This window comes from Candidatus Aminicenantes bacterium, from assembly GCA_026393795.1.
GTDB lineage: Bacteria > Acidobacteriota > Aminicenantia > UBA2199 > UBA2199 > UBA2199.
The window spans coordinates 1-10647 of record JAPKZL010000139.1 but is presented as its reverse complement, the minus strand read 5'-3'; the positions used below and the strand labels follow the sequence as shown (position 1 = coordinate 10647).

General features: G+C 56.0%; 15 protein-coding genes and 1 riboswitch. Of the genes, 6 read left to right on the top strand and 9 right to left on the bottom strand.

Annotated features, from left to right (window positions below):
- On the top strand, positions 1-258 hold a 258-nt coding region (locus tag NTW95_06650; protein MCX6557096.1), incomplete at its 5' end, for a hypothetical protein.
- 7 nt (positions 259-265) lie between these two features.
- On the opposite strand, the gene NTW95_06645 is transcribed toward NTW95_06650, so the two are convergent.
- On the bottom strand, positions 266-748 hold the full coding sequence (locus NTW95_06645; protein MCX6557095.1) for a TlpA disulfide reductase family protein: 483 nt from the start codon (positions 746-748) through the stop codon (positions 266-268).
- 177 nt (positions 749-925) lie between these two features.
- Between NTW95_06645 and NTW95_06640 the strand changes: the two genes are divergently transcribed.
- The 3 genes from NTW95_06640 to NTW95_06630 all read left to right on the top strand — a co-directional run bounded on the left by NTW95_06640 (position 926) and on the right by NTW95_06630 (position 3206).
- Positions 926-1717 carry an SAM-dependent chlorinase/fluorinase gene (locus NTW95_06640; protein ID MCX6557094.1) on the top strand — a complete coding sequence of 264 codons (792 nt, stop codon included), beginning with the start codon at positions 926-928 and terminating at the stop codon, positions 1715-1717.
- Between the two features lie 405 nt (positions 1718-2122).
- Positions 2123-2611 carry a ferritin family protein gene (locus NTW95_06635; GenBank protein MCX6557093.1) on the top strand — a complete coding sequence of 163 codons (489 nt, stop codon included), beginning with the start codon at positions 2123-2125 and terminating at the stop codon, positions 2609-2611.
- Positions 2612-2654: 43 nt separating this feature from the next.
- Entirely contained in the window at positions 2655-3206 is a 552-nt protein-coding gene (locus tag NTW95_06630; protein MCX6557092.1) for a nitroreductase family protein, read from the top strand.
- A 21-nt stretch (positions 3207-3227) separates the two neighbouring features.
- Here NTW95_06630 and NTW95_06625 read toward each other — a convergent pair whose 3' ends face one another.
- Positions 3228-3698: a ribonuclease HI gene (locus NTW95_06625; GenBank protein ID MCX6557091.1), complete on the bottom strand. Its 471-nt coding sequence runs from the start codon at positions 3696-3698 to the stop codon at positions 3228-3230.
- 122 nt (positions 3699-3820) lie between these two features.
- On the opposite strand from NTW95_06625, the gene NTW95_06620 reads away from it, so the two are divergent.
- Positions 3821-4288, top strand: coding sequence for a response regulator (locus tag NTW95_06620; protein ID MCX6557090.1), 468 nt, complete (start codon positions 3821-3823; stop codon positions 4286-4288).
- Positions 4289-4293: 5 nt separating this feature from the next.
- Here the strand turns inward: NTW95_06620 and NTW95_06615 are convergent, their stop codons facing one another.
- From NTW95_06615 to NTW95_06595, 5 genes are read right to left on the bottom strand one after another with little or no spacing between them, the layout of a single operon-like run.
- Positions 4294-4779 (bottom strand): MogA/MoaB family molybdenum cofactor biosynthesis protein, encoded by a 486-nt coding sequence (locus NTW95_06615; protein MCX6557089.1) that lies wholly within the window; start codon positions 4777-4779, stop codon positions 4294-4296.
- Positions 4745-5182, bottom strand: coding sequence for an MOSC domain-containing protein (locus NTW95_06610; protein MCX6557088.1), 438 nt, complete (start codon positions 5180-5182; stop codon positions 4745-4747). The genes NTW95_06615 and NTW95_06610 overlap by 35 nt, the downstream gene beginning before the upstream one ends.
- Entirely contained in the window at positions 5166-5621 is a 456-nt protein-coding gene (moaC, locus tag NTW95_06605) for a cyclic pyranopterin monophosphate synthase MoaC (protein MCX6557087.1), read from the bottom strand. The genes NTW95_06610 and moaC overlap by 17 nt, the downstream gene beginning before the upstream one ends.
- Positions 5622-6428: a radical SAM protein gene (locus NTW95_06600; GenBank protein MCX6557086.1), complete on the bottom strand. Its 807-nt coding sequence runs from the start codon at positions 6426-6428 to the stop codon at positions 5622-5624. It lies immediately after the preceding gene.
- On the bottom strand, positions 6412-7581 hold the full coding sequence (locus tag NTW95_06595) for a molybdopterin molybdotransferase MoeA (GenBank protein ID MCX6557085.1): 1170 nt from the start codon (positions 7579-7581) through the stop codon (positions 6412-6414). The genes NTW95_06600 and NTW95_06595 overlap by 17 nt, the downstream gene beginning before the upstream one ends.
- A gap of 48 nt (positions 7582-7629) precedes the next feature.
- A riboswitch (molybdenum cofactor riboswitch) is annotated at positions 7630-7751 on the bottom strand.
- 388 nt (positions 7752-8139) lie between these two features.
- Between NTW95_06595 and asnA the strand changes: the two genes are divergently transcribed.
- Positions 8140-9177 (top strand): aspartate--ammonia ligase, encoded by a 1038-nt coding sequence (gene asnA, locus NTW95_06590; GenBank protein MCX6557084.1) that lies wholly within the window; start codon positions 8140-8142, stop codon positions 9175-9177.
- Positions 9178-9221: 44 nt separating this feature from the next.
- On the opposite strand, the gene NTW95_06585 is transcribed toward asnA, so the two are convergent.
- Together NTW95_06585 and NTW95_06580 are read right to left on the bottom strand one after the other, a co-directional pair.
- Positions 9222-10439: an ABC transporter permease gene (locus NTW95_06585; GenBank protein MCX6557083.1), complete on the bottom strand. Its 1218-nt coding sequence runs from the start codon at positions 10437-10439 to the stop codon at positions 9222-9224.
- Positions 10436-10647: macrolide ABC transporter ATP-binding protein (locus tag NTW95_06580; GenBank protein MCX6557082.1), on the bottom strand; the 212-nt coding region annotated here is incomplete at its 5' end. The genes NTW95_06580 and NTW95_06585, both read right to left, overlap by 4 nt.

Sequence of the window (10647 nt, the reverse complement as noted above, 5' to 3'; positions counted from 1 at the left end):
AAATACATCGGCGAGGGGTACCAGATGACGTTGCGCCGGCCCCTGCCCCCGGGCGGAGAGAGCGGCCGCATCACCTTGAAGGCCGGCTTCGGGTACCGCGCCTCCTCCGCGGCCGCTTTCGAAAAAAACAAGGAGAACTGGCGCAATTCCTTCTGTGAGGTCTTCGCCAAGTCGCATAATTCGGGCTTGACCTGGGTGAAAACCTTTTACATCAGCCGCAAGATCGCCGGCCAGGATATCGAGATAAAAATCAAATAGTTGCGGATTACTTCAACAGGGCCGCGATCTTGTTCTTGAGCTCGTCGCCGCGCAGCTGGCTGGACTCGATTTTTCCCTTGCGGTTGATAAGAAACGTCGCCGGGATGTATTCCACCTGGTAGAGGTCGGCGATGGCGCGGCCGGCCTCGCGGTCAATGATATGCAGCCAATCCATCTCCTTGTCCTTGACGAACTGGCGTGCCGCCTGCAGGTCGCGGTCGAGGCTGACGCTGATCAGAATGAAATCCCTGTCTTTGAACTTGCGGAAAATGTCGAGTAGGTTGGGGACTTCCACACGGCAAGGCGGGCACCAGGTGGCCCAGAAATCGAGCAGCACGACTTTGCCTTTGAAGTCGGACAATTTTATACTGCGGCCGGAAATATCCTTGGCGCTGAAATCAGAGGGTTCGCCGTCGGCTTGCGCATAGCAAAAATTTGCCAATCCCAGGAAGAATATAACTATTAAAAATGATGTTTTGAGCGTTTTCATGTACTTATTCTACCATAGAAAGCTTGCTGCCCAAATCCGGTTCGTCCGCTTGAGGCAATGGGAGCATTATAATGTGCGTCGAACTTAACTTTTTCTGCACGGGGCATCCCCGGTCGATTTTTGAAAAAAAAAGTGTTTTAAATTAGAATACGGGCGGGATGGTTCGGGAGGTGAGGAATGAGCATCGGCATGATCACCGATTTCGGTGAAAACGATTACTTCGTGGGCACTTTGAAGGGGGTGATCAAAAAAATCAACCCTCAGGCCGACATCATCGACATTTGCCACGGCGTCCCGTCCTATTTCATCCAGGGCGGATCCTACGTGCTGGAAAAGACCTTCCGTTTTTTCCCGGCCGGCACCATTTTCCTGGTGGTGGTCGATCCCGGAGTGGGCACCACGCGCAAGCTGCTCCTGGTCACGGCCGCCAATTTCAGCTTCGTCGCTCCCGACAACGGCATCCTGACTCCGATCTTCGACCTCGGCCGGGACGTCGTCGTCCGCGAGATCGACCAGGAGCGCTATTTTCTGGTATCCGGCTCATCCACCTTCGAGGCGCGCGATCGCATGGCCCCGGTGGCCGCTTATTTGTCGAAGGGAACGGCTGCGGCCGACATCGGCACGCCAACCGCCGAATTCGTGGTCAATCCCGATTATCACCCGCAACTGGCGGCGCAAAACCAGATCGAGGGGCGGATCATCCATATTGACAAGTTCGGGAACATCATCAGCAACGTGCCGGGGAAATGGCTCTTCGAAAAACTGGAGGGCTGCGGCTGCCAGCATTTCACGCTGCGCCTTAATGACCGGGAGATCGGCGAGTACCGGCAAAACTATGCCTCCAGCAGCGGCCAGCCCTTCCTGCTGATCGGCAGCCACGGCAATCTTGAAATCGCCATGAACCGGCGCCATGCCTTCCGAGAGCTCAAGGCGTCTTTGTACCAGAAATTCACCATCCTGCTGACTTGAGACGGATAGATTCGGAAAAGGCTAACTCATCCCCGGCCCCCATGGTGGCATACTTTCACTATGATTTCAGATAATCTTTCAGTTTTTGAAATCATCCAGTGAAAGTATACCATCACGAGATGTTTTCAGCAGCCACCGGAGTTAGCTGAAAACATAGTGATGGTAGACAAACCAAATCTGTCCACGTGGTGGCCAGAAGGTTTGTGCTGCCCTTCTTTTGGCAAGAGAAAGGGAGAAAATCCATGCCCCTCTCTTCGCAAGAGAGGGGTGGGGGTGAGTTTTCACCCAATGCGATTCGAACTATGCATTTGAAAAAAAAATCGGGTTGTATTATAGTCATATTTTTAATCGGATTGGTTTTGATTTGGCTGACGCATTTGAGCGCTACGAACAAGAGGTGAAACGATGTCCTATTTGCTCGCGGTGAAGGAGATCCTGGGATTCGCGATCTACATTGAAGAAAGGGGCTATGAGTTTTACGTCGAGGCCATGAAAAAGTTCAGCGAGCCGAGGGCGACCCAGCTTTTCCAGTACCTGGCCGACGAGGAATTTAAGCACAAGACGCTTTTTAAGAAACTGCAGGAACAGGCCGACGATGCCGCAAAAGGGGACGCGGAAGCGGACGCAGAGTACCAGGCCTACATGAAAGAGTTCGTCAAGGCCCACCAGCTGGGCGACAAGGAGGCGATCCAGGCAAAACTGGCGCGGATCTCCAGCCTGGATGAAATCCTCGACCTGGCCATGGGCTTCGAGAAGGACTCGATCGTCTTCTTCTCCGGGCTGAAGGAGATGTTGGCCAAGGGGCGCACGGCGGCGGTGGAGAGGGTCATCCACGAAGAGATGGACCATTTGCGCAAGATCTTCCAGATGAAGCGGGAGTCGGTCAAAAAGTAAAGCGTTTTATCAAAGGGTTGGCTTTTTCTATCCGGGAGGGAGCATGGAATTGATGGAAATCATCAGAATGCGGCGCGCCTACCGTTCCTTTCAAGCGGTGGAGATCAATGAAGAATTGGTCCGCGACCTGGCGATGGCCGCGTCGTTGTCGGCATCCTGTTTTAACAATCAGCCCTGGCGCTTTGTTTTCGCCTATGACGCGGATGTCCTAGACCGGCTGCGGGGAGCCATGAACAAGGGCAACGAATGGACGCAAGCAGCCTCGATGATCATCGCCGTTTGCAGCCGCAGGGACCTGGATTGCCTGGTCAAGGAAAGGGAATATTATCTTTTCGATACCGGCATGGCCACCGCCTTTTTAATCCTGCGAGCCACGGAGCTCGGCCTGGTCGCCCATCCCATCGCCGGGTACGATGAGGGCAAGGCCAAGGACATCCTGGGCATTCCCGCCGATATGAGACTGATCACCCTGGTCAATGTCGGCCGGCATCTGCTCCCGCCCAACCCCCTGCTGAATCCGAAACAAGCCGAGGGCGAGAAGGAGCGGCCCGAGCGCCTTCCCCTAAGCGAGATCATGAAACTGAACCATTACTGACGAAAAAGCGGGCGGAGTAATCTATAGAAGTTTCCGGATGGCTTCCTTGGCCAGTTCGTCGGCCCGTTCGTTCCATTCGACGTGGCTGTGGGCGGCCACCTTGTGAAAGGCGATCCGGCGGAAGCGGTCCTTCAATGTCAGCAGGTGCAGCCATAAATCCTTGTTTTCCACCGGCTTTTTGCCGGCCGTCAGCCAGCCGTTTTTCTGCCAGCGCAAGTACCATTTCAGCGCCAGGCAGTTGTGCAGGTAGGCGCTGTCGGTGAAAATGGCCACGGGCAGGGCGGGGTTCTTGATCGCCTCCAGGGCCTTGATGCAGGCCAGCAGTTCCATGCGGTTGTTGCTGGTGTTTTTTTCGGCCCCGGAGATTTCCCTGGTCTTGCCTTTATAGATCAGGATGGCTCCCCAGCCGCCGCGGTTCTGGCGCTGCTGGTTGTTGCTGCAGGCCCCATCGCAATAGATGACTATTTTATCCAGGGAATCTTTTTTCGTCATGTTGGGGGCATTATAATCCGTCAGGCGTGAGAAAAGCAATCACCGCCGTGCGCCGGCGTTTTTGACTTGACTTTTCAATTCGATAGTGGCAATAAGGGGGATAGAGAGAGACGGGGGACAAGATGGGTAGCAAAATACTGATCATTGATGACGATCCTATCATCCGCGATTCCCTGCAGGAGCTTCTTAGCAACGCCGGCTACGCGGTTCTGCTGGCCGCCGACGGCATCAGCGGTTTCGAACTGGTCGCCAGGGAAAAGCCCGACCTCATCGTCGCCGACATTCTCCTGCCTAGGATGCACGGGATCGCCTTGTGCGAGAAGGTCAAGGGCAGCGACGAATTGCGTTATATTCCCATTATTCTGATGACCGGGGTCTACAAAGATGTCAACCTGCGCATGTACGTGCATAAGAGGCTGGCTGACGATTTCATTGAAAAACCTTTCCGCGAAGGAGATCTGCTGGCCAAGATTGAACGTCTTATTGGCAAGCCCCCCGAAAAAAGCGTGGTGTTGGAGGCCGACCGACCAACCCCGGTTCCCGAGCGCAAGCTGGACGACTTGATCAGTTGGGCTCGCGGGAAGAAATAACCGCGTCAGCGGCCTAGGGGCTCGTGGCCGCCGCCGTGCAGCATGTCGCGGCCGTGCTCCATGACTTCGGCCAGCAGCGTGGCGCAGAGCTCGGCGCCGCGCACCGAGCCGGGGAAGTTGACGATGATGCTCTTTCCCTTTTGCCCGCTGTAAGCGCGGGAAAAGACGGCGTGCGCCGTTTCCTTGGCCGATTCGCGGCGCAGCCATTCGCTGATGCCCGGTATGGCGCGATCGCAGATGTGGGCGCAGGTCTCGGGGGTGATGTCCCGGGGCGAAAGCCCGGTGCCGCCGCAGGTCAGGATGTAGTCCCTATCCAGGTTGTCGTTGACGGCCCTGGCGATCGCTTCGGCCTCATCGGGGACGACGCACAGGGAGATGTCGGCGCCCGGCAGCCGCTGCTCCAGGATGGCGCGGATGCGCGGCCCCGACAGGTCGGCATATTCTCCGGCAAACGCCCTATCGGACACGGTAATGACCGCTACTTTGAGCATGGATCTTGCCTCCTTCAAGCACTTTGGCGAAGAGCCCCTGCGTGGGCATGATGCATTCGCCGGCCGAGTAATAGATGGCGCAGCGGCTGTGGCACTCCTTGCCGATCTGGGTGATCTGCAGCCGTACCTTTCCGATGGCGATGATCCCACCGACCTGGGCCCGGCTCCAGTCCACGCCGCGGGTGACGATGTTCTCGCCGAAGGCGCCCGGGGCCAGCTCCAGTCCCTTGGCTTTCATGGCGTCGATGGCTTCGCCGGCCAGAAGCGAGACCTGACGGTGCCCGGGACCGGCGTGGGCGTCGCCGATGATGCCGAAATTTTCGCGCAGCTCGATCTCGGCCGTTTCATGCTTGGCCACGCCTTTTGCGTTGGCGATGGCGACTGCTTCAACCGTGAATGTCACGCTTGCTTTTCTCCAGTAGGGCGATGGCGCCGATGATCATCTTCTTGTCGACCGCCTTGCACATGTCGTACAGGGTGAGGGCGGCGATGCTCACCGCGGTCAGCGCCTCCATCTCGACGCCGGTCCGGCCCTCGCTGACCGCCCTGGCGGTGATCTCGATGCTGTCGGCCACGATGTTGAATTGGACGTCCAGATGGTGGATGGAAAGCGGGTGGCAGAGGGGGATGAGTTCCGCCGTCTTTTTCCCGGCCTGGATGGCGGCGACGCGGGCCACGGCCAGCGCGTCGCCCTTTTGCAGAAGGTTCTTGCGCACCAACTCCAGCGTCGGTGCGGCCATGATGATCTTGCCCGCGGCCACGGCTTCCCGGTGCAGCGGCGGCTTGGCGCTGATATCGACCATGTGCGCTTTTCCTGAATCATCGACGTGGCTGAGTTTCATTCATCCTCCTATCTGCCAGTTTTCGCGGTTGCGGCAGGATACGCCGTGCCGTGGCTTGGCGGCCACGGTTTTTTCAATACTGGTGCGGATATCGGAAAAATCGACCGGGAATTCCAGGTCGGAAAACAGGCAGGGCTTCAGCTTGCCATCGGCCGTCAGGCGCAAGCGGTTGCACTCGCGGCAGGAAAGCGGCCTTTCGGCCGCTACGGCCCGGTCGGCGCTTTTCAGGTCATGCAGCGAATAGTGGTGGATGCGCTGCAGGCGCAGGCCGTTGGCCCGGCAAAACGTTTTCATCGCCTCCACGTCATCGTCGTTGAACCCCGGGATCAGCACCATGTTGATCTTGCTGGCCTGAAATCCGGCCTGGCGGGCGGCGGCGATGCCAGCCAACGCCTTTTCGATGTCGCCGTTGCGGGTGATGCGGCGGTACTTGTCCTTGTCCAGGGTGTCCAGCGAGATGTTCAGGCGGTCGAGCCCGGCCTGCTTGAGCTCTGCGGCCAGCGAATCCAAGAGGGCGCCGTTGCTGGTCATGCTGACTTCGCTGATTCCCGGGAGCGCCTTCAGGGCGCGAACCAAAAAAGCGATATTTTTCCTCACCAGCGGCTCGCCGCCGGTCAGGCGGATTTTGTCGATGCCGAGCCCAGCGGCCGCCTCAGCGACCTGGACGATCTGTTCATAGGGTAGGATGTCGGCGTGGCTCTTCAGCTTGATGCCCGTTGCCGGCATGCAATAGCTGCAGCGCAGGTTGCAGCGGTCGGTTACGGCTACCCGCAGGTAATTGATCTTGCGCTCATAGGCATCGAACATCGATGGTGCTCCCGGCGGTGATACTGAGTTGCCCTGCGGGTATGCGCAGCAAGCCATTGGCCTGGCTCAGGGCGTGTAGATGGGCCGATCCTTGATAATTCAGTATTTCAACCTGGCCATCGTGATAGTGAATTGGGACAAATGCCGTACGGGCAGTTTTGCTGCGTTTGTAATCCCGATTCAACTTGGCTTTTAAAATCATGGGTTGAAAAACATGCCCCAGCATACGGAAAATAAATGGCTTTATGAATATTTCAAAAATCACGAATGTGGAAACCGGATTTCCCGGTAAACCGAAAACGATTTTGTCACCCTTGCTGCCAAAGACCGTTGGCATGCCCGGCTGGACCGCGATCTTTTCAAAATGGAGGGTGATGCCGGCTTTTTTCATTGCCGCGGGTACGTAATCGAAATCTCCGGCTGAAACCCCTCCGGACAGGATCAGCATGTCGCATTCGGCAAGACGCGCAGTGATGAGCGTGGTGGTCGTTTCGAGATCATCGGCGATATGGCCCAAAGCTATGGGTTCAGCGCCCAAGGCGCGTACCTGGGCTGACAGGGAATAGTAATTGCTATTATATATTTGACCGGGCCCCAGGGGACACCCGGGTTCGGCCAGTTCCGAGCCGGTGGTGATGATGCCGATACGGGGCGGTCGGGCTGTAGGTATTTCGGCTATTCCCAACTGAGCGAGAAGTGCGATCTGGGCTGCCTGCAGGAGCGTGCCTTTTTCCAGAACCAACTGCCCGGCCTGGAGGTCTTCGCCTTTATAGCGGATGTTGCGGTTTTTGTCTTCAGCGATGATCTTCATGAAGCCGTTTTCTTCACTGGTGCATTCGCGCTTGACCACCTGGTCGGCGCCTATAGGGAGCATGGCCCCGGTCATTATCTTGGCGCACTGACCGCGAGCGATGGTGGATTTGGGCGGAATACCGGCGGCAATGGTTTCCAGAACGAGATAAGCCTGGGATTGATCGGCGGAATTGTAGGCATAACCGTCCATAGCCGACTTGTCGAATTCGGGGATTGCGAAAGGGGAGGCAATGTTTTTGGCCAGGATGCGATTTTGAGCAGCTAGCAGAGGGACGGTATTCATGAATATTGAAACCGGGAATTCGCCGAGAATTTTTTCGGCGGTTTCGACGCTGATCAAGGATTTTTTGCGGCTTTTATCTGTCGCGTTCAGAGTTTTGTTTTTATTGTAGTTTATGGCCTTCTCCTTTCCAATTTCGGGAGGCAAGGCCGTTTCCGGCTTTACCCTCACGGTCTAAAGGCCTGGTCCTTCCGGACTTTAGCTCTTTAAACTCGGAGAAATCTCATCTTAGCAAAAAATAGTCTTCAGGTCAAATGGCAGCACAAATTATGAGCTTATCCTGGTAGTCACACTATGGTTTCAGCAAGTTCCTCCAGCAGTTGAAATCATAGTGAAAGTATGTCCACCTTTAAAACTTTTCTCAAGATAAATTTAAGTTGTCAAAAAATAAAATCAAATTTATTGCCGCAGAAACTTGCATTGGACTGGGAACTATTGTATAAATATTGCATGTGTTTGCCTGACAAGTTTTTGCTCAGTACAACCATCCTTGCAGCGACTGTTTCCGCTGCCAGTAATAATAATAACAATAATCGGGCGGTTCCCCCCGCCTGAAAATATTTAAAACAAAACCCTTCTTTTTTTCAAGCTTCAATAAAACCATCATAAGGAGAAAAAATGAAATATGCTTTATGCATTCCCCCAAAATACAAAGCGATCCTGGATTACCGGGAAACCGAGAACGCCATCCTGTTGATAAAGGATTTTTTTCAAAAAAAGCTGGCTGGCGCTCTGAACCTGCACCGGATTACGGCCCCGCTTTTTGTCAAGACCGGCACTGGCATCAATGACGATCTGAACGGTGTCGAACGCCCTGTTTCTTTTCAAATCGGCAACATGAACAACACCCAAGCTGAAATCGTCCAGTCTTTAGCCAAATGGAAGCGACTGGCCCTGGCCGATCTTAAAATCCCCGCCGGCGAAGGGATTTACACGGACATGAATGCCATCCGTCCAGACGAGACGCTGAGCAACATTCATTCTTTGTACGTTGACCAGTGGGACTGGGAACGGGTGGTCAGCAAACGGGAGCGGAATATTGAATTTTTGCAAAAGATCGTCCGTTTGATTTATCTGGTCATCCGCCAGACCGAGGCCTATATTTTTGCCCATTATGCGCAGATCAAAACCATCCTGCCCGAAAAAATCACCTTCATCTATGCCGAGGACTTGCTGGAAAAATATCCCAAACTTTCGTGCCAGGAAAGGGAAAACGCCATTGCCAAAGAATACGGTGCTGTCTTTATTATTGGCATCGGCAGCCCCTTGCAGGACGGCAAGCCCCATGACGGCCGCGCCCCCGATTACGACGACTGGACGACATCCAATCCCCGAGGCAAGGGTTTGAACGGCGATATTATCATCTGGTATCCGGTGTTGAACCGGGCTTTAGAGCTCTCTTCCATGGGTATTCGCGTCGACGGGGAAGCTTTGCTGCGGCAATTGAAACTGACTGGAAAAAGCGAACGCCAGAAACTTTATTTTCATAAAAAACTGCTTGCCGGGGAACTGCCCTTATCCATCGGCGGCGGCATCGGTCAATCGCGCTTGTGTCTGTTTTTTCTGCGCAAGGCCCATATCGGCGAAGTTCAGGCCACTCTCTGGCCCGACGAGATGGTTCGGCGATGTCGAGAAAACAATATCCATTTGTATTGATTGCAGGACTGAACCAAAGCTAAGGTGGGGGGTACCTTAGCTCATCACTCGTAGCGCAGGGCTTCGATGGGGTTGAGGGCGGCGGCCTTGCGCGCCGGGTAGTAGCCGAAGAAGACGCCCACGGCGCCGGCGAAGCCGAAGGAAAGGAAAACGTTCGCCGGCGCGATGACCGTGTTCCATTCGGTGGCCAGGTGGACGACCCAGGTGGCCACAAAGCCGATCAGTACGCCGATCAGGCCGCCGGAGAGGCTGAGCACGATGGCCTCGATCAGGAACTGCACCAGGATGTCGCGGCTGCGGGCGCCGATGGCCATGCGGATGCCGATCTCGTGGGTGCGCTCGGTGACCGAGACCAGCATGATGTTCATGATGCCGATGCCGCCGACCAGCAGCGAGATGCTGGCGATGGAGGCCAGCAGGATGGTCAATACCTGGGTGGTTTCCTGGGCGGTGCTGGCGATGTCGGTCTGGTTGCGCACGGTAAAGTCGTCGTCTTCGCCTTCTTCCAGCTTATGGGCTTCGCGCATGATGGCGGTAATTTCCGCCTGCGCCTGGGTCATCTGCTCCAGTGAGACGACCTTGGCCAATATCTGGTTGATGTGCGGCTCGCCGCTCAGACGGTAGTAGACGGTGGTGTAGGGGGCGATGATCACGTCATCCTGGTCCTGGCCGAAGGCGCTCTGGCCCCTCTCCTTTAAAATGCCGATGATTTTGAACGGGACGTTGCGCAGGCGGATCTGCTGACCGATCGGATCTTCATTGGCGAAGAGGTTTTTCACGATGGTCTGGCCGATGATGCAGACCTTGTTTTGGGCGCGGACGTCAGCGGCGGAAAAAAAATCGCCGGAGCTCATTTTCCAGTCGCGAATGTTCAGGTATTCCTCCGATCCCCCCCAGACGGCCGTGCTCCAGTTGCCGCTGCCGCCGATGACCTGGACGCCGGTGCGCACCACCGGCGAGACGGCTTCCAGCAAGGTGCTGTTTTTTTTCACTTTGTCGGCGTCGTCAAGGGTCAGCTGCACCCCCTGGTCCGGCCCCATGTGCACGCCCCGCTGCTGCATCGAGCCGGGGACGATCATGATCAGGTTGGTGCCCATGCTGGCGATCTGGTCCTGAATGCGCTTCTCGGCCCCCTTGCCGATGGCCACCATGACGATCACGGCGGCAACGCCGATGATGATGCCCAGCATGGTCAGCAGGGTGCGCATCTTGTTCTTGACGATCGACTTGAAAGCCACCTTGATCAGGTTCTTCCATTTCATGAGGGAACTCCTTGGCTGGGCGCAGTCTGCCAGCGGCCGCTTTCCAGGTCCTTGCCGGCGTCATGGGGATGTGCCACCGCCAGGTCGCGGATGATCCGGCCGTCGCGGAATTCGATGATGCGCCGGCAATAGGCGGCGATGTCGTGCTCGTGGGTGACCATGATGATGGTGATGCCCTGGCGGTTCAGCTCCTGGAAGGTGGCCATGA

Excerpts from the sequence above, each read along its gene's own strand:
- NTW95_06645 (MCX6557095.1), bottom strand. The coding sequence starts at position 748 with ATGAAAACGCTCAAAACATCATTTTTAATAGTTATATTCTTCCTGGGA.
- NTW95_06640 (MCX6557094.1), top strand. The coding sequence starts at position 926 with ATGAGCATCGGCATGATCACCGATTTCGGTGAAAACGATTACTTCGTG.
- NTW95_06635 (MCX6557093.1), top strand. The coding sequence starts at position 2,123 with ATGTCCTATTTGCTCGCGGTGAAGGAGATCCTGGGATTCGCGATCTAC.
- NTW95_06630 (MCX6557092.1), top strand. The coding sequence starts at position 2,655 with ATGGAATTGATGGAAATCATCAGAATGCGGCGCGCCTACCGTTCCTTT.
- NTW95_06625 (MCX6557091.1), bottom strand. The coding sequence starts at position 3,698 with ATGACGAAAAAAGATTCCCTGGATAAAATAGTCATCTATTGCGATGGG.
- NTW95_06620 (MCX6557090.1), top strand. The coding sequence starts at position 3,821 with ATGGGTAGCAAAATACTGATCATTGATGACGATCCTATCATCCGCGAT.
- NTW95_06615 (MCX6557089.1), bottom strand. The coding sequence starts at position 4,779 with ATGCTCAAAGTAGCGGTCATTACCGTGTCCGATAGGGCGTTTGCCGGA.
- moaC (MCX6557087.1), bottom strand. The coding sequence starts at position 5,621 with ATGAAACTCAGCCACGTCGATGATTCAGGAAAAGCGCACATGGTCGAT.
- NTW95_06600 (MCX6557086.1), bottom strand. The coding sequence starts at position 6,428 with ATGTTCGATGCCTATGAGCGCAAGATCAATTACCTGCGGGTAGCCGTA.
- asnA (MCX6557084.1), top strand. The coding sequence starts at position 8,140 with ATGAAATATGCTTTATGCATTCCCCCAAAATACAAAGCGATCCTGGAT.
- NTW95_06585 (MCX6557083.1), bottom strand. The coding sequence starts at position 10,439 with ATGAAATGGAAGAACCTGATCAAGGTGGCTTTCAAGTCGATCGTCAAG.